At 70.6% G+C, this 22557-nt stretch carries 20 protein-coding genes and 1 pseudogene; 10 read left to right on the forward strand and 11 right to left on the reverse strand.

The window, feature by feature from the left end:
- Positions 1–344: 344 nt before the first annotated feature.
- The gene (locus tag ABZ934_RS23990) at positions 345–590 is read left to right on the forward strand and encodes a DUF6158 family protein (RefSeq protein ID WP_361316723.1); all 246 of its coding nucleotides are present in this window, start codon (positions 345–347) and stop codon (positions 588–590) included.
- 73 nt (positions 591–663) lie between these two features.
- On the opposite strand, the gene ABZ934_RS23995 is transcribed toward ABZ934_RS23990, so the two are convergent.
- The 3 genes from ABZ934_RS23995 to ABZ934_RS24005 form a co-directional block, all read right to left on the reverse strand.
- The gene (locus ABZ934_RS23995) at positions 664–1608 is read right to left on the reverse strand and encodes a DMT family transporter (RefSeq protein ID WP_361316726.1); all 945 of its coding nucleotides are present in this window, start codon (positions 1606–1608) and stop codon (positions 664–666) included.
- 86 nt (positions 1609–1694) lie between these two features.
- Positions 1695–2459: a helix-turn-helix domain-containing protein gene (locus ABZ934_RS24000; RefSeq protein ID WP_361316729.1), complete on the reverse strand. Its 765-nt coding sequence runs from the start codon at positions 2457–2459 to the stop codon at positions 1695–1697.
- 744 nt (positions 2460–3203) lie between these two features.
- Positions 3204–4514, reverse strand: coding sequence for an ROK family transcriptional regulator (locus ABZ934_RS24005; protein ID WP_361316732.1), 1311 nt, complete (start codon positions 4512–4514; stop codon positions 3204–3206).
- A gap of 158 nt (positions 4515–4672) precedes the next feature.
- Here ABZ934_RS24005 and ABZ934_RS24010 point away from each other — a divergent pair, with 158 nt between their 5' ends.
- From ABZ934_RS24010 to ABZ934_RS24025, 4 genes are read left to right on the forward strand one after another with little or no spacing between them, the layout of a single operon-like run.
- On the forward strand, positions 4673–5992 hold the full coding sequence (locus ABZ934_RS24010; RefSeq protein WP_361316735.1) for a sugar ABC transporter substrate-binding protein: 1320 nt from the start codon (positions 4673–4675) through the stop codon (positions 5990–5992).
- A gap of 10 nt (positions 5993–6002) precedes the next feature.
- Positions 6003–7022: a sugar ABC transporter permease gene (locus ABZ934_RS24015; RefSeq protein WP_361316738.1), complete on the forward strand. Its 1020-nt coding sequence runs from the start codon at positions 6003–6005 to the stop codon at positions 7020–7022.
- Positions 7012–7875 (forward strand): carbohydrate ABC transporter permease, encoded by an 864-nt coding sequence (locus tag ABZ934_RS24020; protein ID WP_361316741.1) that lies wholly within the window; start codon positions 7012–7014, stop codon positions 7873–7875. The genes ABZ934_RS24015 and ABZ934_RS24020 overlap by 11 nt, the downstream gene beginning before the upstream one ends.
- The gene (locus ABZ934_RS24025) at positions 7872–9260 is read left to right on the forward strand and encodes a GH1 family beta-glucosidase (protein ID WP_361316744.1); all 1389 of its coding nucleotides are present in this window, start codon (positions 7872–7874) and stop codon (positions 9258–9260) included. Before ABZ934_RS24020 ends, ABZ934_RS24025 begins: the two co-directional genes overlap by 4 nt.
- 154 nt (positions 9261–9414) lie before the next feature.
- On the opposite strand, the gene ABZ934_RS24030 is transcribed toward ABZ934_RS24025, so the two are convergent.
- Complete coding sequence (locus tag ABZ934_RS24030) at positions 9415–11571, reverse strand: discoidin domain-containing protein (RefSeq protein WP_361316747.1); 2157 nt, start codon at positions 11569–11571, stop codon at positions 9415–9417.
- Between the two features lie 484 nt (positions 11572–12055).
- Here ABZ934_RS24030 and ABZ934_RS24035 point away from each other — a divergent pair, with 484 nt between their 5' ends.
- A complete protein-coding gene (locus ABZ934_RS24035) occupies positions 12056–12718 on the forward strand; it encodes an HAD family acid phosphatase (RefSeq protein ID WP_361316749.1) in 663 nt (220 codons plus the stop codon).
- A gap of 59 nt (positions 12719–12777) precedes the next feature.
- Here the strand turns inward: ABZ934_RS24035 and ABZ934_RS24040 are convergent, their stop codons facing one another.
- The 4 genes and pseudogenes from ABZ934_RS24040 to ABZ934_RS24055 all read right to left on the reverse strand — a co-directional run.
- A complete protein-coding gene (locus ABZ934_RS24040) occupies positions 12778–15132 on the reverse strand; it encodes a glycosyl hydrolase family 65 protein (RefSeq protein ID WP_361316751.1) in 2355 nt (784 codons plus the stop codon).
- A complete protein-coding gene (locus ABZ934_RS24045; protein WP_361316754.1) occupies positions 15129–15884 on the reverse strand; it encodes a beta-phosphoglucomutase family hydrolase in 756 nt (251 codons plus the stop codon). Before ABZ934_RS24045 ends, ABZ934_RS24040 begins: the two co-directional genes overlap by 4 nt.
- Positions 15885–16336: 452 nt before the next feature.
- The gene (locus ABZ934_RS24050; RefSeq protein WP_361316757.1) at positions 16337–16621 is read right to left on the reverse strand and encodes a hypothetical protein; all 285 of its coding nucleotides are present in this window, start codon (positions 16619–16621) and stop codon (positions 16337–16339) included.
- Between the two features lie 540 nt (positions 16622–17161).
- Positions 17162–17431, reverse strand: a pseudogene (locus tag ABZ934_RS24055) (hypothetical protein); the annotation flags it as partial.
- Positions 17432–17755: 324 nt separating this feature from the next.
- Here ABZ934_RS24055 and ABZ934_RS24060 point away from each other — a divergent pair.
- The 4 genes from ABZ934_RS24060 (at position 17756) to ABZ934_RS24075 (ending at position 20201) form a co-directional block, all read left to right on the forward strand.
- Positions 17756–18259 (forward strand): SRPBCC domain-containing protein, encoded by a 504-nt coding sequence (locus ABZ934_RS24060; RefSeq protein WP_361316760.1) that lies wholly within the window; start codon positions 17756–17758, stop codon positions 18257–18259.
- Between the two features lie 96 nt (positions 18260–18355).
- On the forward strand, positions 18356–18787 hold the full coding sequence (locus ABZ934_RS24065; protein WP_361316763.1) for a MerR family transcriptional regulator: 432 nt from the start codon (positions 18356–18358) through the stop codon (positions 18785–18787).
- Entirely contained in the window at positions 18736–19194 is a 459-nt protein-coding gene (locus ABZ934_RS24070; RefSeq protein WP_361316765.1) for a hypothetical protein, read from the forward strand. Before ABZ934_RS24065 ends, ABZ934_RS24070 begins: the two co-directional genes overlap by 52 nt.
- A 401-nt stretch (positions 19195–19595) precedes the next feature.
- A complete protein-coding gene (locus tag ABZ934_RS24075) occupies positions 19596–20201 on the forward strand; it encodes a GPP34 family phosphoprotein (protein ID WP_361316768.1) in 606 nt (201 codons plus the stop codon).
- 93 nt (positions 20202–20294) lie between these two features.
- On the opposite strand, the gene ABZ934_RS24080 is transcribed toward ABZ934_RS24075, so the two are convergent.
- Genes ABZ934_RS24080 through ABZ934_RS24090 form a run of 3 tightly spaced genes read right to left on the reverse strand, consistent with a single transcriptional unit; the run spans position 20295 to position 22354 of the window.
- Complete coding sequence (locus ABZ934_RS24080; protein ID WP_361316771.1) at positions 20295–20732, reverse strand: hypothetical protein; 438 nt, start codon at positions 20730–20732, stop codon at positions 20295–20297.
- A complete protein-coding gene (locus tag ABZ934_RS24085) occupies positions 20732–21994 on the reverse strand; it encodes an amidase domain-containing protein (RefSeq protein WP_361316773.1) in 1263 nt (420 codons plus the stop codon). Before ABZ934_RS24085 ends, ABZ934_RS24080 begins: the two co-directional genes overlap by 1 nt.
- A 36-nt stretch (positions 21995–22030) precedes the next feature.
- Positions 22031–22354, reverse strand: coding sequence for a type VII secretion target (locus tag ABZ934_RS24090; protein ID WP_361316775.1), 324 nt, complete (start codon positions 22352–22354; stop codon positions 22031–22033).
- Between the last annotated feature and the right edge of the window lie 203 nt (positions 22355–22557).

The following is a 22557-nucleotide window of genomic DNA, read 5'->3' on the forward strand; positions in this document are numbered from 1 at the left end:
AACAAGCAGGACCAGAACAAGGTGCCTGACAAGAACCAGCAGCCGGGCCAGGACCAGGGGAGCACGCCGAACCAGGGATGACGGTTCGGCCCCCTTCCTGGGACCAGGAGTTCATACAGACGCCCGACTGGGGATTTCCAGTCGGGCGTCTGATCTGTGGTAACTCGGGTCGGGCTCAGCCCTGGCCGGCGACGGCCGGCCGGGCTCCTGAAGCATCGCCCTCCGGTAGGCGTCGGACAAGCAGTCGTCGGCGAGCGGCAGCATGATGGAGGGAGCGGCGTGCTGCCGCCCGGGGCGAGCCCGGGTCCGCCCCCGGACGCGTGAAAAAAGGAGGCGCACCTGCGATGACCGATCACCAGGGCGGCCCGTCGGCCCAAGACCTTGAAGAGCGCGTGCTGCTCCGGGAGCTGGAGGCCATCCACCGCACGCGCCACGAGACTCTGCTGCACGGGTCCGACGATGCGTTGGTCACCCACACGAAGCGGATGAACGAGCTGGAACGGGAATACCTACGCCGTCACCCGCAGCGCGCCCAGACCCCGGCCCGCACCCGCTCGGGCGCCCGTGCCCGTACCGCCGAAGGGGACTGAGGCCACGGGCGCGGCGCGCAGCCGGTTCACCGAGGCCGGTTCGCCGTACTGTGGACGGGACCGGCCGGGGTGGTCAGGACCCGGTACGGGCGGCGGGGTCGACCGTCGCCGACGGGGCGGCCGAGCGTGGCCGGTAGCGGGAGATCGCGACGCCGGCCAGGCAGAGCACTCCGCCGAGCAGGGTCAACCACCCGGGCACCTCGCCCAGCAACGTCCAGCTCAGCAGCACCACGATCGCGGGGACGGCGTAGGTCGTCGCGCCCAGCTTGCCGGCGGGTGTGCGGGCCAACGCGTAGGTCCAGGTGATGAACGCGAGGGCGGTCGGTACAACGCCCAGGTAGACCATGTTCAGCGTCGCGGAAATCGGCGCCCTCGGCAGTTCCGTGACCAGTTGCCCGGCGAATGGCAGGCAGGCCACCGCTCCCGTCATGCAGCTGTAGGCGGTGATCTGCAGCGGCGTTCCGAAGGACAACGCGGGCTTCTGCGCGACGACGCCGCTCGCGTAGGCCACGGCTGCGAGCAGGCACAGGACGACGCCGAGCGCCGAGGTCGACGCACTGCCGCCCGAGGACATGGACAAGCCCACGACGACCGCTCCGACGAAGGAGAGGGCCATGCCGGACAACAGGCGCGGCGGCAGCGCCTCCCCCAGCAGACGGGCGGCGAGCAGGGCCATGAGGATCGGCCCGGTGTTCACGAGCAGGGCAGCCGTACCTGCGTCGACCAGCCGTTCACCCCAGTTCAAGGCGACCGTGTAGCCGCAGAACCACACCGCACCGGAGATCAGGATGCCCCGCCAGGCCCTCCGGGGCGGCAGGCCCTGGCGGCGGATCAACAACAGCGCGGCGAGCACCACGGAACCGGCGAGCAGACGCCCGAGGGCCAAGGCCCCGGGGGAGTAGGCGGCGCCCGCGCTGCGGATGGAGACGAAGGCGGACGCCCAGGCGAACACCGTGAAGGTCACGGCGCATGCCGTGAGGACGCCGGGCGATATCCGACTCGGGCGGAGGAAGGTCATGTGTTCACCCTATCCCAGAACAGTTTGGTGTCCACCGAAGCGTCAGGCTCGTCGGCACTCATCTGCGCCCACCGCGACAGACGTGCTCAGCTCCAGTCGGCCGGAGTGATCCCCAGCAGGTCGCGGAAGGCGCGCTCCCCCACCCCGGTCACCTCCAACGCCCGCCCGCCGCCCGCCGGTCGCACCACCCACCCGCGGTCCAGGGCCCGCGCGCGCAGTCGTGCCCCCACGACGCCCCCCAGGTGGCGGCGGCGCTCCGTCCAGTCCAGACAGGAACTCGCCGGCCGCCTTCGCCCCCCGGGTGCGAGGCTGATGCCCACCTCTGCGCACCATCGCCGGCCGGCCTCCGTCAACTCGAAGACGCCGTCCGTGCGGAGCAGCTCACGCCGCTCCATCGCGTCCGTCACCGCCATTCCCAGGCGTCCCGCGAAATGGTCGTAGCAGGTACGGGCGCGAGCCAGCGGGTCGGGGGCCGTGACCACGGGCACCGCGTGCGCCGCGTCCCGGTCGGGAATCGCGTACGAGGCGAGCTCGTCGAGGAGGCGGGCGGTCGCGGCGTCGGCGATCCGCACGTGGCTGTGCCGGCCCTGCCGCTCGGTCACGCAGAGACCCGCGTCCGTCAGCCGGGCCAGATGGCCGCTCACGGTGGACGGCGCGACCGCGGTGATCCGGGCCAGCTCGCCCGCGGTCCAGGCGCGCCCCTCCAGCAGGGTCATGCAGATGGCGGCCCGTGTCTCGTCGGCCAAGGCCGCGGCGAAGGCCGCGAGGCGTGCGGCCGGGGCGACGCCTTCCGTCGGTGTCCCGTCGCCCGGTGTCCCGCCGCCCGGTGTTTCGGCATGCAATTCGTCCATGCATCCCAGGATGCCTCATCGTTTCGGTGAATGGCGAACCGTTGCTTACTCCAGGTCGATGTCGCAGCGTGACGGCGTCGAGATGGGGCCTGGGTGTCGCCGATGGCGGCGACCGCCGAGTCGGGTCGGCGGCAATGCCTGACCCGCCCCGACCCGAGGGTCCGCCGGGCTCGCTCTCCCGCGTGAGTCCCCCGAACGGCCGAGCGTTCGGCCGCGCCCACGGGGCATGCGCGCGCCGCACGGTCGGCAGGTGACCGAGCTCGGGGATGAGCGCGCCGTGCCCCCTTGAAGGAGGGGACGTCACCGTCCCGACCACTGTGGTCGGGACGGTGACGGTCAGCCGGATGCCGGATGCCGGATGCCGGATGCCGGATGTCGGATGCGACGTGTCGGTGTCTGGGGGCGCCGAGACGATGGACCGCCCGGACGCGCGTGCGCGGCGGTCGGGCCGGCGCGCACCACCCTGGAGGTTCGCCTGGCGCCGTGAGTGGTCCGCACCCGGCCGATCCGCGCCCTGCGGAAACAGGTTCGCTCGTCTCACTCGGTGTATGAGGGGACCGGGCGGGCCGCCGTCCGTGTGGGGGCTGGTGGTGATGTCGGCGTAGAAGAGCCTCAACGGCACGACCATGAGCGAGAAGGGAGGCTGCCCGGACCCGCCCGCCGATCCTGCCTGCGCGGCGCTCGGCGCCTCCGTCTGTTTCCCGGGGCGCAGGGCCGCCGCCGGGGTCGCGGCAGGGGTCGGGTTCAGGTACGGCCGGGTGTCGTTCCGCCGCGGACGCGGAGGGCGGTGCGCCAGGCCGGGGGTTCGGCGTCGGGCCGGGGTGTCGCCCGTCGGCCGCCCGTGGCGAAGAAGGCGGACAGCGGCAGTGTCGCCGCGCCGACCGTCACCGCGTCCGGACCCAGCGAGCCCATGCCGACGGTGACCCGGCCGGCGGGGTGGCGCAGGGAGTACCGGGTCGCGTGCTCGCGTACCGCGGGAAGGATGTGCGGACCCAGCATCAGGCCCGCCCAGCCGCCGATGAGGATGCGCTCGGGCCGGAAGAGGTTGATGAGGTCGGACAGGCCCGCCCCAAGGTACTCCGCCGTCTCCTCGAGGACCTCCCTCGCGACCGGGTCCTCCTTGCCGGCCGCCGCCAGCAGGGCCGAAAGCGCCTCCTCCTCGTCCATGGAGCCGACCGGGCCGCCGCCCCGTTCCGCCCACCGCTCCAGTAGGGACTCCGCCCCCGTGTACGCCTCCAGGCAGCCCAGCGCCCCGCACCGGCAGCGTCGGCCGCGCACCGACACCGTCAGGTGCCCCCACTCCAGCGCGGTCCCCTCCGTCGCCCCGCCGTCCGGCGAACCGTCGGTGATCAGGCTCGCCCCGACGCCCGAGCCGAACAGCACGACCAATGCCTCCCGCGCCCCGCGCCCCGCCCCGAACCACATCTCCGCCTGGCCGAGGGTCCGTGCGCCGTTGTCGATGATGTACGGGACCTCCGGCGGCAGCGCTCGGGTGCCGCGCAGCAGCTCCTCCAGCGGTACCGCGTCCCACCCGATGGTCTGGCCGTGGACCACGGTCCCGCCCGGCGCGGTCCGGTCGACGATGCCCGGCACCCCGACGCCCACGCCCAGCAGTCGTTCCGTGCCGATGCCGGCCTCGGCGAGAACCGCGGTGATCCCGTCCTTGACGTGGTCGACGATGGGGCCGACGTCGTAACAGCCGCGTGGGAGCAACGGCATCTCGACGCGGGCCAGTTCGGTCAGCGTCAGGTCGAACAGCTCGACGCGGACGCGGGTCTCGCCGACGTCGACGCCGATCATGTGGGCACTGCCGGGCGCCACGCGCAGCAGGGTACGGGGCCGGCCGCCGTCGGAGTCGACGACGCCGGCCTCCTCCAGCAGCTCGTCCCCGACCAGTTCCCCGACGACGTTGCTCACCGACCCCGAGCTCAGCCCCGTGGCGGGGCCCAGCTCCTGGCGGCTCATCGGCCCGCCGAAGTAGAGCCGTTGGAGGACGGCGCTCCGATTTCCCCGCCGCAGGTCCCGCACCGTTCGCCCGCTACGCCCCGTGGTCATCCGGCCCCTTCCGCAGTGACATCGTTCGCAACATACCCTTGCCCGATCCCTTGACGCGACCCTTTCACGAGGCTTAACTCACGTCCTAAATTAAGGCCTTGGGGGATGTGCGCCACGCCGGCCTTCCCCCCAGCCCCGCCGAAAGGGACCGAGCCGCCATGCGCAGAAACCGAGCCGCTGCCGCCGCCGTCACAGTCTCCCTCCTCGCCGCCGCCGTCACCGCTTGCGGTGGCGGATCGGCGGACGGCGGGGGCGGTTCCGACACCGCCCCCAGGGAGCTCACCTACTGGGCCTCCAACCAGGGCCCCGACGTCACGGCGGACCAGGCCACGCTCGCTCCCGAACTCAGGAAGTTCGAGCAGCGCACCGGCATCAAGGTCAAGCTCGAAGTCATCCCCTGGTCGGACCTGCTCAACCGCATCCTCGCCGCCACCGCCTCCGGTCAGGGGCCCGACGTCCTCAACATCGGGAACACCTGGTCCTCGTCCCTCCAGGCAACCGGAGCGCTGCTTCCCTGGACCGCCCAAAACTTCCAGGCGATCGGCGGCCGGGACCGCTTCGTCGAATCCGCCATCGGCTCGGCAGGTGCGACGGGCAAGGACCCGGCCGCCGTCCCGCTCTACTCGATGTCCTACGCGCTCTACTACAACAAGGAGACGTTCCGGGAGGCGGGCATCGACAAGCCCCCGGCCACCTGGGACGAGCTCGTCACCGTCGGCCGGAAGTTGTCCAAGGACGGCAAGTGGGCGCTGGGCGCCGAGGGTTCGAACCTCTCCAACAACATCCACCAGGTCTTCGTGCTCTCCAAGCAGCACGGCGCCGAATTCTTCGACGCAGCCGGCAAGCCCACGTTCGACACCCCCGCCAACGTCGAGGCCGTCAAGCAGTACGTCGACCTGATGGCCAAGGACAAGATCATCGCGCCCGGCAACGCCGAATACGACAAGAACCAGTCCCTCCAGGACTTCGCCAACGGCAAGACCGCCATGGTCCTGTGGCAGAACGCGGCGAGCAGCTTCAAGGCACACGGCATGAAGGAAGGAGACTGGGGCGTGGCCCCCGTGCCGGTCCCCTCCGGCGGCGCCCCCGGCACCGGAAAGAACACCAACTCCATGGTCGCCGGCATCAACATGGCCGTCTTCAAGAACACCGACAACATCGACGGCGCCCTCAAGTTCGTGAAGTTCATGACCAGCGACGAGGAGCAGACTCTCCTCAACAAGGCCTACGGCTCCGTCCCGCCGGTCAAGGCCGCCCAGAGCGACCCGGCCTTCGCCGGCGAGGACCTCACCGTGCTCCGCGACACCCTCGCCACCAGCGCCGCACCGCTCCCGCAGGTCCCCGAGGAGTCGCAGTTCGAGACAGCCGTCGGCACCGCCGTCAAGGAACTCTTCGCCGACGCCGCGGCCGGCCGGCCGGTGACCGCCGAGTCGGTCAAGGCGAAGCTCGCCAGGGCGCAGCAGCAGATGTCGAACTGATCCGCGACCGATGACCCCCGCGCCCACCACCCACGCCCCCGACGCCAAGGCGCGCGGGGACCGCCCCACACCGCCCCGCGGGCGCCGACCGGGACGCGGTGCGTCCCGCCCCGGACGGCTGCGCCGTGCCGCCCTGCCCTACCTCCTGCTCCTGCCCGCGCTCCTGCTCGAACTGCTCATCCACCTGGTGCCGATGGTGATGGGCATCGTGGCCAGCTTCCACGCACTCACCCAGTTCCACATCCGGGACTGGACCGGCGCCCCGTGGACGGGCTTCGACAATTACGACCTCGCCGTCGACGTCAACCGGCCCGTCGGCGAGGCCCTGCTCGGGTCCTTCCTCACCACCTGCCTCTTCACCCTGTTCTCCGTCGCCCTGTGCTGGCTGATCGGGACCGCCGCCGCCGTGTTCATGCAGGAGACCTTCCCCGGCCGGGGACTTTTGCGGGCGTTCTTCCTCGTCCCCTACGCCCTGCCCGTCTACGCGGCTGTCATCACCTGGTCGTTCATGTTCCAACGGGACAACGGCCTGGTGAACCACGTCATCCACGACCAACTGGGCATCGGCGGCGCCGAACACACCTTCTGGCTGCTGGGCGACAACAGCTTCTGGGCCCTGCTCACCGTCTCCGTCTGGAAGGGGTGGCCGTTCGCGTTCCTGGTCGTGATGGCCGCGCTGCAGAACGTTCCCAAGGAGCTCTACGAGGCCGCCGCGCTGGACGGCGCCGGCAGTTGGCAGCAGATCCGCCGCATCACGCTGCCGTCGGTCGGCCGCGTCAACCAGGTGCTCGTCCTGGTGCTGTTCCTGTGGACCTTCAACGACTTCAACACGCCGTTCGTGCTCTTCGGCAAATCGGCGCCCGAAGCGGCCGACCTCATCTCCATCCACATCTACCAGTCCAGCTTCGTCACCTGGAACTTCGGCACCGGATCGGCCATGTCCGTCCTCCTGCTGCTGTTCCTGCTGCTGGTCACCGCCGGATACCTGCTCGTCACCACCCGCGGACGGAGGAACGACGATGCCCGCTAGACCACGCAGTCCCCTCGACCCGCCGCCCTCCTTCCGAGCGGTCCGGGCCGCGTTCCTGACCGCGCTCGCCGCCTTCGTCCTACTGCCCGTCTACGTGATGGTCACCAGCTCGCTCAAACCGCTGAAGGACGTCGCCGGCCGGTTCCGCTGGATTCCCACCGGCCTCACCATCCGCCCCTACATCGACATCTGGCACACCATCCCGCTCGCCGAGTACTTCCTCAACTCGCTGATCGTTGCGGGCACCGCCACCGCCTGCTCCGTGGTCATCGCCGTCTTCGCGGCCTACGCCGTCAGCCGCTACCGTTTCCGGGGCAAGCGCCTGTTCACGGTGACCGTCCTGTCCACCCAGATGTTTCCGGGCATCCTCTTCCTCCTGCCGCTGTTCCTGATCTTCGTCGACATCGGCAACAGCACCGGCGTCGCCCTCTACGGCTCCCGCGGCGGGCTCATCCTCACCTACCTCACCTTCTCCCTCCCCTTCTCCATCTGGATGCTCATCGGGTACTTCGACTCGGTGCCCCGCGACCTGGACGAAGCGGCCACGGTCGACGGCTGCGGCCCCCTCGGGGCACTGCTGCGCATCGTGATCCCGGCGGCCGTGCCCGGCATCGTCGCCGTCACCGTCTACGCCTTCATGACCGCCTGGGGCGAGGTCCTCTTCGCCTCCGTCATGACGAACGACACCACCCGCACCCTCGCCGTCGGCCTGCAGGGTTACGCCACGCAGAACGACGTCTACTGGAACCAGATCATGGCCGCCTCGCTCGTCGTCAGCATCCCCGTCGTCGCCGGATTCCTGCTGTTGCAGAAGTACCTGGTGGCCGGACTCACGGCAGGAGCCGTCAAATGACCCTCTCCGAAGGCCTCCCCCTGACCGCCGCGCACGCCATCGACCTCGCCGCGTTCCCCGCCGACTTCGCCTGGGGCACCGCCACCTCCGCCTACCAGATCGAGGGCGCCGTGGACGAGGACGGCCGCGCCCCCTCCATCTGGGACACCTTCAGCCGCGTCCCCGGCGCCATCGAGGGCGGTGACAACGGCGACACCGCCTGCGACCACTACCACCGCTGGCGCGAGGACATCGCCCTCATGCGGGAACTGGGCACCAACGCCTACCGGCTCTCCGTCGCCTGGCCGCGGATCCTTCCCTGCGGTGACGGACCCGTCAACGCCAAGGGCCTCGACCACTACGACCGGCTGATCGACGCCCTGCTCGCCGCCGGCGTCGAACCCAACGTCACCCTCTACCACTGGGACCTGCCCCAGGTCCTTCAGGACCGCGGCGGCTGGCCCGAGCGCGCCACCGCCGAGCACTTCGCCGTGTTCGCCGGCCTCGTGGCCGACCGCCTCGGCGACCGCGTCACCGAGTGGGCCACCCTCAACGAGCCGCTGTGCTCCGCCTGGATCGGTCATCTGGAGGGCAGGATGGCACCCGGCCGGACGGACCTCACCGCCGCCGTCCGCGCCTCCTACCACCTGCTGCTCGGCCACGGCCTCGCCGGCCAGGCCGTTCGCGCCGCGGCCCCCGGCGCGCGGATCGGCATCGTCAACAACCTCTCCACCATCGAACCCGCCACCGCCGACGAAGCCGACCGGGCCGCCGCCCGCCGCATGGACGGCCACGTCAACCGCTGGTGGCTCGACCCGGTGCACGGCCGCGGCTTCCCCGCCGACATGCGCGAGGTCTACGGCGTCGACCTCCCCGAACGACCCGGTGACCTCACCGCCATCGCCGCACCCCTCGACTGGATCGGCCTCAACTACTACTTCCCGCAAGTCGTCACGGCCGACCCGGCCGGCCCCGCGCCGTTCGCCCGCCAGGTCGACCGGCCCGGCGTCCCGCGCACCGGCATGGACTGGGAGGTCGACGCCGACGGCCTGGAAACGCTCATCATGCGCCTGCACGAGGAGTACGGGGCCCGGCGCATCCACATCACCGAGAACGGCTCCGCCTACCCCGACACCGTCGCCGCCGACGGTAGCGTCCACGACCCCGAGCGCACCGCCTACCTGACCTCCCACCTGGCCGCCTGCGCCCGCGCGGCCGGCCGCGGCGCACCGGTGGCCGGCTACTACGCCTGGTCGCTGCTGGACAACTTCGAATGGGCCTACGGCTACGACAAGCGCTTCGGCCTGGTCCACGTCGACTACGAGACCCAGGTCCGCACGGTCAAGTCCAGCGGCCGCGCCTACGCCGGCATCATCGCCGCCCACCGCTCCCACCGCTCCCGCTGAGCCCGCTCCGCCCGCCCGCCCGCCCCGCCGCCCCGGACCGCGCGCCGCCCGGCGAGGTGGGTCGGGCGACGCGCGGTATCCGGAAGGGGCCGGCAGCCGGTCGGTGCCACTTCCAAGCCCGGCCCTTCGGTGCCGGGTCACGCCGACGGACGGATCAGGGGAAGGAGACGACGGTCGAGGGGGTGGTCGAGGTGCCCGAGGTCGGGGCTCCCGTGGCGTTGACGACGTGCTCGTACTGGCCCTTGCCACCGAGCGAGACGACGAGCAGGTCGTGGAACCTGACACCCGGTTTCACCGGTACCTCGAAGCCGTGGTCCTGTCGGATGGTCGGGTCCACGTTGTAATAGCAGTAGCTGCCCAGGCCCCAGCCCTCGTGGGTGTTGACCGAGTCGGCCACCTTGTAGGCGGCGAAGCCCTTGGTGGAGCCGTTCTGGACGGCCGCCTGGTTGGGGGCGTCGTACGCCTTCTCGTTCTGGAAGAAGATCGTGCGGCCCCGCTCGCCGTTCCATTGCACGTCGTACTTGTTGAAGTGCTCGACGAACAGACCGGTGGCCAGGACGTCGTCGCCGTTCACCCGGAACCCGTAGTCGGAGCGGTTGGTCTCCCAGCCGACCCCGTCACCGTGGTCGGCGCGCCAGATCCAGGTGTGGTCGACGATCGTGTCGTGGTTGTTGATCACCATGCCGAGCGTGGCCTTGCCGGCGCCCGCGCCACCGACCCGTACGAAGACGTCCTGCACGGTGGTCGGGTTCGCCGCGTGGTCCGTGGTGGTACCGGTGGGACCGACCTCCAGGAGGCTGGGCGAGTTGACCGGGCCCGCGTCGATCAGGAGGCCGGCGAGCTTGACGCCGTCGACATCGGCGACCCTCATCGCGGTCACTCCGTTGTCCGGGACGATCGTGGCCAGGCCGAGGCCCAGCACGACCGTGTCCGGGCGGTTGACCTGGATGGTGCGGTCCACGTGGTAGACGCCGGGGGTGAAGAGCAGGTGCAGGCCCTGGGCCAGTGCCGCGTTGATCGTCGCCGCGCTCGCGCCCGGCTTGACCACGTAGAACCGGCTCAGCGGGATCGAGGATCCCTGCGGCGCGCCGTTGCCCCAGGAGGTGCCGCGGGCACCGGTGCGCTTGGCCGGTACGAAGACCTTGTACTGGGCGCCGTCGAGGTAGAGGAAGGGCTTCTCGCGGGAGACGGGTGTGCTGTCGAGCGTGGTGTACGGCGCGTTCGGGAAGCTCTGTGCCGGTGCGCCCTGGACCCCCGAGAACACCTGGTTCCAGACGGCGTTGGACCAACCGCCGATCGAACTGTCACGGGTGTACCACTGCTGCTGAGAGTAGTTGCCGACCTGCCCGTCGATCTTGGAGTCGGCGATGTAGCCGCCCGACGCCCAGCCGTAACCGTCGGGCGCCAGGTTCAGGCCGCCCTTGACGTGCATCCGGCGAAACGGCGCGGCCTGCGAGACGGCCCAGCGGTCCGTGCCGCTGACGGGGTTGAGGGCGAGGTTCTCGGCCGAGCGCCAGAAGTTCTGGGTGGCGTTGCCGCCGAACCAGCCGGCGTCGACGGTCACGTCACCGTTGATGGTGGTGTCGTCGGGGTCCAGGCCGAGGCCGGAGATCGAGGTGTAGAAGCCGATCTGGGCGTTGAGGCCGTTGTAGGTGCCGGGCTTGAAGAGGAACTGGTAGCGACCGGAGCCGAATTGGGCCGACTCCTGCTGGGCGAAGACATGGTCCAGCTTGGCCTGGATGTCCGGCATCGAGGGGTCGAAGACGATCACGTTCGGTCCGAGGTCGCCGCCGCCGGGGATCACGGGGCCGCTGCCCGTGGTGCCGTAGACCTGGAACTCCCAGAGCGAGTAGCCGTACGCGGTGGCCCGTTGGGTTCCGTAGACGCGGACGTAGCGCGCGGTGCCCGTGATGTCGAGGGTCTGGACCCCGCCGGAGCCAGCGGTCGTCGAGTAGGCGGTGGACCAGGTGGCGCCGTCGGTGGACAACTCGACCCGGTAGGACTTGGCGTACGCCGCTTCCCAGCGCAGGACCACCTGGTTCAGCTGGGCCGGGGCGCCGAGGTCGACCTGTATCCACTGCGGGTCGGCGAATGCGCTCGACCAACGGGTCCCGTTGTCGCCGTCCACGGCCGCGCCGGCCGGGGTCCCGGCGCCCTCCACGCTGGAGGCGGTGGCGGGCTTGCCCTGGGAGAGCAGGACGGGGGCGGCTTGGGCCGGGGTACCGGGCAGCAGCACGAGGAAGGCCGCGATCAGGACGGCGGTGAGCGCCGCGACGGTGAGCCGCGGTGGGCGATCGGAGAGGAGGGGCATGTGGGGTGCTCCTGACGTGATTGACCGTGGGGATCGAAGCGTGAGTGAACTGCCCCGCAGGTGGGCCGTCAAGGGTTTCGGCGTTCAGGAACTGAAGGCCGAGCGAGAGCGCAACCGGGTATCAGGTCCGTGAACTTGGGGTTTCTTCAACTCTTGTGAAAAGCCTTGACGAAAAAAATCCACACGGCTCTACTGGGTTCACTTACCGCTCGGTCCATGCGCCCCGCCTGGTGGACAGGGGTCGTGGCCGACTTCGGGAAGTGGCCTGGACCCGGCGCCACTTGGTGTGGTGTGTTCGTTACTCGTCGGGTGCCGTCCTCGCCCGACTCGTCACCGGTCGGGACCGGGGTGTTCGCCCACCTCCCCTTGCGGCGGGCGTTCACCCGGCGGTTGCCAGAAATTACCTACCGGCCAGTAGAAAACGCGGGGGATCTGACCGACTCTTTTCGCGTACATGCCATCCGCGACCAGGAGTGAGTGACCTGTGACCCCCATACGCAGAGCCCGCACCGCCACGGCCATCACCGCAGCCGCGGCCGTACTGGCCCTGGCCCCGGCCACCGCCGCTAACGCGGAGACGGAGGCGCCCGCGCAGGCGCCTGCCGCCGTCACCACATGGGCACCCGGCGGAAACGCCGCGATCCTCGGTATCGACTACGCCACCTGGCAACGCGACGTCGGCGCCGTCATGGGCGCCGCCCGGCCCTACGTCGAGCAGCGCCTCGATTCCTCCCCCGCCGGCGAGAAGCCCGCCATCGTCCTCGACATCGACAACTCCTCGCTGGAGACGGACTTCCACTGGTTCTGGACCACGCCCACCCCCGCGATCGCCCCCGTTCTCGACCTGACCCGGTACGCGAACGCGCGCGGCGTCGCCGTCTTCTTCGTCACCGCCCGCCCCGGCATCCTCCACTCGCTCACCGAACGCAACCTGACCTCGGTCGGCTACCCGGTGTCCGGACTCTACGTACGCGACCTGCCCAACCTGTTCAGCGAGGTCAGCGCGTACAAGACGGCCAAGCGCAGGGAGATCGAGAACCGCGGCTACACGATCATCGCCAACATCGGGAACAACGAGAGCGACCTCGTTGGTGGACACGCGGAACGCACCTTCAAGCTCCCGGACTACGGCGGCAAGCTCTCCTGACCCGCGCGGCAGGGCGCACGAGCGCCCGGATACCGGACGTAGCACCACGGCCCCGGCCCTCAGCCGCGCCCCTGGTGGGCGTTCGGGCGGCGGTGCGGGGGCTGGTCGGGAGCCGGACCCGGCTTGAGCGGCGGGATGGGGCGGGACATCGGGGTGTCGGGCCGCAGGACGACCGGATCGCGATGGTGGTGGATCGTCAGGGTCGGGCCCTCCAGCAACGTGTAGGTGGCACTCTGGCGGTCCACCTCCGCCCGAATCCGACGACCGCGGAACTGCAGCGTGAAGGCGAGGCGGCTGAACTTCTCCGGCAGCCGCGGCGCGAACCGCAGGTCACCCCCCGCTCGGCGGGTACCGCCGAACCCCGTGACGAGCGCCATCCACGTGCCGGCCAGGGAGGCGATGTGCAGCCCGTCGCGCGTGTTGTGCTCCAAGTCCTCCAAGTCCATCAACGCCGCCTCGGACGCGTAGTCGTAGGCGAGGCGCATATGACCCGTCTGCGCGGCGATCACGGCCTGGACACAAGCCGACAGCGAGGAGTCCCGTACGGTCAGGGGCTCGTAGTAGGCGAAGTTGCGGGCGACGTGCTCCTCGTCGAACCAGTCACCGCAGGTGTACATGGCGAGCACGAGGTCGGCCTGCTTGACGACCTGCTTGCGGTACAGGTCGAAGTAGGGGAAGTGGAGCAGCAACGGATACTGATCGGCTCGGGTGCCGGCGAAGTCCCACCGCTGGTTGCGGGTGAAGCCCGAGTGCTGTTCGTGAACACCGATCTCGTCGTTGTACGGGACGTTCATGGCGTGCGCGGCGTCGCGCCACGCGGCGCTCTCCTCCTCACCGGCGCCCAGCCGCTGCGCCTCCTTCGGATGCCGTTCCACGAGTTCGGCGGCGGCCAGCAGGTTCGCCCGGGCCATCAGGTTGGTGTAGGTGTTGTCGTCGGCGACGGCGCTGTACTCGTCGGGCCCGGTGACCCCGTCGATGTGGAAGGCGCCGTGGTGGTCGTGGTGGCCCAGCGAATGCCACAGGCGGGCGGTCTCCACCAGCAGCTCCACCCCGGTGTCCCGCTCGAAGTCCTCGTCTCCGCTCGCCGCCACGTAGCGCGTCACGGCGTGCGCGATGTCGGCGTTCACGTGGAACGCGGCCGTGCCCGCGGGCCAGTACGCCGAGCCTTCCTGCCCCGCGATGGTCCGCCACGGGAAGGCCGCCCCGCACAGCCCGAGCTGGGCGGCGCGCTCGCGCGCGGCGGGCAGGGTCGACTGCCGCCAGCGCAGGGCCTCGGCAACCGCTTGCGGCGCGGTGTAGGTGAGCACGGGCAGCACGAACATCTCCGTGTCCCAGAAGGCGTGTCCGTCGTAGCCCGAGCCGGTCAGACCCTTGGCCGGGATGCCCCGTTGCTCGGCGCGGGCGCCTGCCTGCAGGACGTGGAAGAGGGCGAACCGTACGGCCTGCTGGATCTCCTCGTCGCCTTCGACCTCGACGTCCGCGCGCGCCCAGAAGTCGTCCAGGTACTGCCGCTGTTCGTCCACCAGCGCCGACCAACCGCCGCGCGCGGCGGCCGCGAGCGCCGCGTCGACCTGGTCGCTCATCGCGGGCAGTGAGCGGACGCCGGACCAGCCGTGGGCGACCACCTTCTCCACCCGCAGCCGCTGCCCGGGCTCCAGGACCGAGGTAACGGTCAGTCGGGCCAGATCGGGATGGCTCTCACTCGCGGTCGTCGTCGACTCGGGGCCGTCCACGACGTGATCGGCGGCCACGGCCACGCGCAGTGCGCTGCGCCGGGTGCGGTGGACGAGGCGCAGCCGGCTGCCGGAGGCGAAGTTCTCCTCCGGCTCCAGCGCCGCCTGCAACGCCATCGCCGCACGCGGGTCGCCGTCGGACTCCGGCAGTTGCTCGTTGGAGACCAGCTCGGACTGGATCACCACGCGCACCTGGTGGTCGACGGCCTCGACCTCGTAGGCCACGGCGGCGATCGCCCGCTGCGTGAGGGAGACCAACCGGGTGGCGCGCACCCGGATGCGGGAACCGGCGGGGGAGATCCATTCGCAGGTCCGCGTGAGCGTTCCCGCGCGCAGGTCGAGAACGCGTTCGTGCGAGACGAGCCGGCCGTAGCGCAGGTCGAACGGCTCGTCGTCGACGAGCAGCCGCACGATCTTGCCGTTGGTGACGTTGATGACCGTCTGACCGGACTCGGGGTAGCCGTAGCCGGCCTCGGCGTACGGCAGCGGATGCACCTCGTACACGCCGTTGAGGTAGGAGCCGGGCAGGCCGTGCGGCTCGCCCTCGTCGAGGTTGCCGCGCCAGCCGACATGTCCGTTGGACAGCGCGAACACGGATTCGCTCTGCGCCAGGACATCGAAATCGAGCTCGGTCTCCCGCACGGCCCAGGGTTCGACGGTGTAAGAGCGATGGGTGATCACGCGGCGCCTCCCCGCTCCCGGAGCAGCTCCGCGAGGTCCTTGACGACCACGTCGGCGCCGTGCGCGTACAGCGCGTCGCGCTGGCCGACGCGGTCGACGCCGACGACGAATCCGAAGCCGCCGGAGCGGCCCGCGTCCATGCCGGCCAGCGCGTCCTCGTAGACGGCGGCGTGGCGGGCGTCGACGCCGAGGTCGTGGGCGGCCGACAGGAAGGTGTCGGGGTGCGGCTTGCCCGGCAGTTCGCGTTCGGCGGCGACCACCCCGTCGACACGTGTGTCGAAGAGGCACTCCGCGCCGATCGAGTGCAGCACGTCCAGGGTGTTCGCGCTGGAGGAGACGATCGCCGTCTTCAGACCCCTGTCCCGGGCCGCCGCGATGTAGCGCAACGTGCCGTCGTACGCTTCCACGCCCTGTTCGTGGATCTTCTTCAGGACCAGCCGGTTCTTGCGGTTGCCGACGCCGTGGACCGTCTGGGCGTCCGGCGGGTCGTCCGGGACGCCCTCGGGCAGTCGGATGTCGCGGGAGTCGAGGAAGGTACGCACCCCGTCGGCCCGAGGCCGGCCGTCGACGTACTCGTCGTAGTCGGCGACCGGGTCGAAGGGCCGGAAGCCCTCTCCCTCGCGCTCGCGCAGGAACGCGTCGAACGTCTCCTTCCAGGCGGCCGCGTGCACGACGGCCGTCTTGGTGACGACCCCGTCGAGGTCGAAGAGGCACGCCTGGATCTCTTCGGGCAAACCGAGCTCTGTTGTCATACCGCCAACCCTTCCCCGTGTCGCGGCGCTGAGACGGTGGTGATCGCCGGGGCGGGGTTCCGGTGCGGTGGCCCGACCGTCCCGCACCGGCTGCCCGAGGCTTACATACGGCCATGGCCCGGGACGGGCAGGCACAACACGCCCTCCCGCCGACCCCGGCACCTGACGGCGGGTGAACGGGTGACACCACCCGGACGGCGCTGCGCGCGACCCGACACGCGGGGACACCGCACCCGACTCCTGCCGGGCGAGGCCCCGCCGACCCGAGCCCCGCCACGGCTCGCAGGGGACCGAGTGCGGCGGCCCGGCGGGCGGGCAGGGCAGCCGCGACGGCGCCGACGCACAGGGAGAGCAGGTGCCGAAGGCGCCGGCCTCACCCGGGGCCGATGGCCACGCGAATCCGCCCGCCGGTGGTGAGGTGCCGGTGGCGGGCGAAGCGCTGTGAAGCCGGCCTAACGCCAAGAGGCGGCGACGAGTGATCGGCGGGCCGCGGTCAGGTGGGTGGCCGCCGCCGGCCAGGCCCACGCGTAGTGCTCCGGGGAGGGGTCGATCAGGCGGCCGAAGCCGTCCCGGTCGCGGCGGTCCGCCTCGGTGGCGAGGGCGGCGGCCAGTTCCGCCGCCGTGGTGAACCCGGCGCGGCCGAGCGGGCCGCTCGCGGCGAGCGGCCCGGCTCCGCGGGCCGCTTCGGCGACGGCCCGCAGACCGCCCGCGACCCCGGTTTCGAGCAGGCGGCGCACCCGCCACAGCGGGGAATCCGCCAGCGGGTCGGGATCGCCCGCGTCAACGGACGCCGGCCGGGAGCGGCCGGGGCGGGAGGGAAGTTGCCGCCCTGGAGCCGGTCGTAGCCGAGGTCGGCGCGGCCGAGCCATTCGTCGGGCAGCCGCAGGGTGTACTCCGCGCCGGGGACGGGGCCGACCACCAGCGGGCGCAGGGTCGCCGCCCGGTCCAGGTCAGGGCGGCCCAGGACACGGACCTTCAGACCGGGCCGGGCGGCCAGTCGGCGCAGGTTGTCCGCGTACGGCAGCTCCGGGTGGGGGTGGGCGGCGCGCTACCGGAGCAGCGGGGCCTCCGGCCGCGTCTCGCGCACCAGGATGTCTTCGCCGTACGGACCGACGACCTCCACGTCGCAGCCGAGCTGCGCGGCGCCGGCCACCGGGTCCCGGTCGAGGTCCGCTTCCGGGGCGACGGGTTGCGCGGCCGCCGCCTCCGCGGCCGGACGGGCGAACAGGGCTGCGGCCGGTTCGTCGGTCCACGCGGCCCCGCGCAGCGGCGACGCCCGCCATGCGCATGCCTTCGAACCAGGCCACTGGTCCCACTTCCGCCAGGCTCAGCGCCCGGCCGTCCTCGTCGTGCCAACTCAGGGCGCCGGTGGTCGATTCGTCGTCGTAGTAGGGTTCGCCGATCCACACCGCGGCCTCCGCGCCGCGACCGGTGTCGCGGACCTTACAGGTGGCGTAGGCCCCCGACACCCGATAGCCCAGGCCGGTGGCCCGGGCGGCCAGGCCGGAGCGATTCGGGAACTTCCCGCCCGCGTAGTCGCGGACCTCGGGCATGCCATCAGTACGTGCCCCTCCGCCTGCCCGATCCGGTTCCGCGCAGCGTCGACCGGGGGAAAGCCCCCTGAGCTGCGGTATGCCGGGAGACTGGCGAGGGCCACTGACAACGCCCGCCCAGGGGTGGCCGCGCCAACTGATCGGCACGGTCCACAGAGCGTCAGGTACCGCCGGCGGAGGTACGGTGACGGCTTGCCCTGACGTCGACGTCAACTTCTACTCTGCCGCCATGACAAGCGCGGCGGCTATGGAAGAGGTGTCGATGAGCGGCAGGACAGGCAGGACAGGCAAGATAGGCAAGATAGGGAACGTCGGCCGATGACGGTCATTCACGGCTCGTTCTCGGTCCCCGCCGACTTCACGGTGGCACCGGCGCAGGTGTTCCGTGCCTTCGCGGAGCCCTCGCTGCGGAGCCGCTGGTTCCGGCTCCCGGGGCCGTCCGCGACGGCCCACCACGCATTGGACTTCCGTGTCACCGGGGGAGAGGTGGCCCGGAACGTGTTCACCACGTCAGGAGTGGAGGAGTGCCTGGAGTACCGGTCCAGGTTCATCGACATCGTGGCGGGCGAACGCATCGTCCTCGGTTACGAGACGTACGTGAACGACTGCCGCCGCTGGATCTCGCAGGTGACCGTCGAACTCGTCGAACGGACACGGGACGATGTGCCGGGGTGCCGGCTGACCTGGACCGAGCAGTTCGCGTTCCTGGTGGTCACCGGCGACGGCAGTCAGGACATCGCCCACCTGCGGGGGAGCACCCGGCTGCTGCTCAACGGCCTGTCGACGGTGGTCGAGCCCCACCGCTACCCCCACCTTGCCTGACACCGCCCCGGTAACCGAACGCACTCGCCCGCGCTCCACCGCCCTTGAGCGAGGCCCGTTGACTCTCCAGTCGCTGGAGACCGGAGAGTGGGGGCCATGAACGGCACGACGCCCCTGTACTCGATCGGCAGCCTGTCCACGCGTTCCGGCGTACCGGTGCGCACGATCCGGTTCTACTCCGACATCGGACTGCTTCCCCCGGCGGATCGCACCCCGGCCGGCTACCGCAGCTACGACGATGCGGCCCTGACGCGGCTGCGGGCCATCTGCGTCCTGCGCGAGCTGGACGTCGACCTCGCCACCGTCGGCCGGGTCCTCGACGGCGACCTCTCCGTCGCCGACGTCGCCGCCGTACACGCCGACGCCGAACTCCGGATCCGCGTCCTGCGCCAACGGCAGAGCATCCTGCGCTACCTGGCCCGACGCGAGCCCAGCCCCGAGGAGACCCTTCTCGTGCACGAGACTTCCGGGCGCGCGTGGCGTACGCGGCGCTGCCGCCCGCCGACCAAGACGCCCTGCCGGGCGTAGCCCCCGAAACGGCCGCGGACCTCGTCCTCTTCGTCCGCCGGGCGGTCGCTCCCGCGGTGGAGGCGGAAATCGATCCGTACAGCGAGGAGGCGGCAGCGGTGGTCGAAGCCGTCGTGAGGCGCTTCGCCGCTGTTCTGGGGCGTCCCGCCGGTTCCGAACTCCGGGAATGGATGGCCCGGCAGTTCGAGCACGGCCACGATCCGCTCGTCGAGCGCTACTGGCGGCTGGTCTGGACCGTCAACGACTGGCAGGTGGTCCCCGCCCTCCTCCCGTTCCAGCCCTGGCTGACCGAAGCCCTTCGCGGTCAACGAGCGCATGCGCAGCCCACCGGCGGGGGCGTTGGCCGCCAGGACGTCCAGGGTCCGGTTGATGGCGAACGCCGGCGCGGCAGGATAGCCCTCCAGTAGCCGGCGCGGGGTGGGGCTGAGCCGGCACGTGGTGTGGGCGAACCGGCCGGGCGACACCGTCCCCGCCGGCTGGTGCCGGTGCGCGTGCCCGTTCGGGTCCGGCTACAGGGCGCGGCCGAGCACGTCGAGCACCTGGGCCGGTGGGGGCATTCCGGCCCGTGTTCCAGCCGGGTGTCCCCAGGGGCGCCCGGCGTGCGCGCAGGAACTCGCCCAGGTCGTTGTCGGCCACGCCCCCACCCTTAGGACCATCGCGGGCAGGAACTTGACCTTGCGAGAGCGTTCAGGCCGCCCGGGCGGGGGCGATACTGGTGGCGACAGTCGTACGGCCGTCGAGCCGGCTCCTGACGCGGGCCGGCCCGGTGGCCAGGGACTTTCGTCGATGTCTCCGAGGGGAGCTGTGCATGTCTACGGCAAGAGACCTGTTCCTCACCGTCATGGACGCGAAGCCGGAGCACGGCGTGGGACAGGGTGACCTGTCGCTCGCGCTGGCCGGGGCAGAGCTGATCGATCTCATCGGTGGGGGAGCCGTCACCGTGGACGACGACCGCATCGTGCCGGGCTGGCCGCCGACGCCGGACGATCGGCTCCTCGGCGAGGCCGCGGCACGGCTGACTCGGGAACCGCCTTACGAGCTGATCGAGGACTGGTTGTGGCGCCGGGGCCGAGATCTCTCGGCCGTGTACCAGGCCGCACTGGAAGAGGAGGGCGAGCTGACGCGGAAGCGAAGCGGCCGGTTGCCCTTCGGCTCGGAGCGCGTCGAACCGGTCGACACGCCCAGCCACCGTCGGGCAGCCGACCGCTGGCAGGACAAGGAACCCGTCCTGGCCGGCCTCGCCTCGGCCGTCGGCATCGACGGAGGACGACCCGATAGCGAGCCCGGCGTCAATGACGAGGCGGTGACGACCGTATTGGCCGCCGTCCACGACGCGGTGATGGAGCTGGAGGCAGTACGCCAGAGGCGGACCATCGAGAACGCGGCCTTCGCCAACATCTGGCGCGCACCGTAAGTCGGATAGGCGGTCGCGTCGGCCGCCCTCCCGATCAGGCCCTGAGCGCGGTGGTCGATCGGCGATGCGTCAGTGCCGGTCTCGCCGTAGTGCTCAACCGCAGTCGCCCAGGATCGGACCCGATCCGTCGGAGTTGTAGGAGGCCCACAGCATGAACAGCTCCAGCGGGATCGTCAGCACACAAGGCCACGCGCCGACGTAGGACACCAGCCCCCGCTTCGTTCCCGAGGGCGGGACGCCGTGGCGTCGCCGGATGTGCTTGGCGAGCAGTACGCAGACGACCACGGCTGATACGCCGAGGATCGGGCCCGCCCATGCGGCGACATGCTCAGCCTTCGGGAAGGGCATGTGCCGGCATGCGTCCTGTTGTCTGTCGACCCAATCACCGTGGATGACCTGCACGTAATAGGAACTGGCCACACCCATGGCGGTCGCGAGCGGTACCCACAATGTCGCGATCACCGAGCCGGGCGTGACCCGGCGCTTGTGCGCGGCGCCGTGAGACGCGGCGGAGGAGCGGGGCGTTTCCATCAGTACCAATTCGGGTGCGGTCGGACGATGTGGATGCGCTGCTCGCCGTGGTTCTTGGTGGCGACATGTTCCCGACTGTCAAGACTCACGTTCTGGAACGAGCTGGTGTGCTGGCTCAACTTGATGTCGCCGTCAGGGGTTACCGAGGTGACCACGGCGGCGTGATAGATCTCGCCCTGGGGCTCGTCCGGGTCGGGAGCCACCTGCTCGTAGAAGATGACGTCACCGGGACGTGCGTCCGATCTGGTGATCTCCTCGCCTCCATTCTGCAGCAGGAAGCCGTGCAGACCCTTGGCCTGCGCCCATGAACGCGAGTGGTACGCCCGTTGGTCGATCCAGTCCCACCCCAGGCCGCTCTCCCGGCCCCAGGTGTTGTCACCGCGGGGTCCCGTCCAGAAGTCGAACTTCTTCTGCATGCCTCCGGCCTCGAGGGCAGAGGACACGAAATTGGCGCAGTTGTTCTCGAACTTGACATCGTCTTTCTTGTCCCAATGGTCCAGCGCGTACCGCACCATCTCTACCCGGTCGATCTTCCCGTCGGGCCCCCTGAGCTCGCGCCCGACCTCCGGCGGAAGGCCCTTGAGGTCGGCGACGGTCACGGGATCGGCCCGCATAAGGGCTTTTTGCTGTTCGGGCGTCAGGCTGTCCCACCAGGCACGGACGAGGTGTGGGTCCTTGCCGACCGGGATGTCCGCCCTGAGCATCTCGAATTCGACATGTGAGGCTTCGACCAGGATCTCGTTGTGCGCCTGGGAGGGGTTGGCGACGTTGATGGTCTTGGCCAGCTTGTCCAGTTCAGCGGATGCCTTCGCGTCCGCCTGTGATGCCTCGCGCAGCGCTTCCTCTATCAGCCCGTCGACTTCGGAGATGCTGCCCAATTCCTTGGTGTAGGCATCACGCACGCTCTGTGGGACGTTCGGTCCCGTGGGTGCGGCGCCCGAGTACGCGCCCACGGCGCGGCCGTCCTGGACGCTCAGCCCACGGTCCCCCGCCAGCTCGACCGCGTGGAACAGGGTGCGCTGGGCGTATCCCATGGAGTGGGCGAGCGCGTCGAGGACCATGGCGACGCCCTTCATGATGTCGCCGCCCCCCTCCAGGCGGTTGGCGAGGTCCGCCAGGCGTTTGCCGGCTGTTTCGCCGGTGGCGTCGGCCCAGTGGTCGTCGAGCGGTTTCTTGCCCTGTGCGCGGATGTCCTCGGAGGCTGTGAGAGAGCGCCGGGCAAGGTCTACCCAGTCGTCGGCAGCCTTCTGCCACTGGTCCACGCGGCAGTCGTACAGGTCGTGATAGGCGACCACGGGTCAGATACCCCCGAATTCGCCGAGGCCATGCTGGAGCCGGTCGAAGGCGTCCTTCGCCTGGGCGTCCGTGGTGTCATAGGCGTGGGCCGTGGTGTGGAGGTTGTCGGCCATGGTGTTCATCTGCTTCCCCAGATCGACCATGTGGTCCTCCCAGGCGGTCGCGCAGCGCTTCAACGCGGCGGCCGAGGCCCAGCCGTGGTGGCCGCCGGCTGCCGTGTCACTCGAATCGAGGGACCGGCGAAGGTTCTCGAGTGCTGCTTCGGCGGCCGTGCGTGCTCCTCCGGCGCCTTGTCGTACGTAGTGCGTGTTGATGTCTGTGTCCACACAATCCCCCATAAATAGCCGGGGACAGCCTAGCGTTGATCTCGGCTGAAGATATGACAGTAAGTATGGTCGTCAGCTCGGCGACGTTGGTTGTCGTCGCTGTGATCCGGTGCAAAGACACGGCCCCGGCCCCTACCGGAGCGCCTGCCTCCGCCGTCTCGGCGGTTGCGCCATCATGAGGTCCCGTCAGCACCTGCGGAAAG

This window comes from Streptomyces sp. NPDC046557 (assembly GCF_040645975.1).
Lineage (GTDB): Bacteria > Actinomycetota > Actinomycetes > Streptomycetales > Streptomycetaceae > Streptomyces.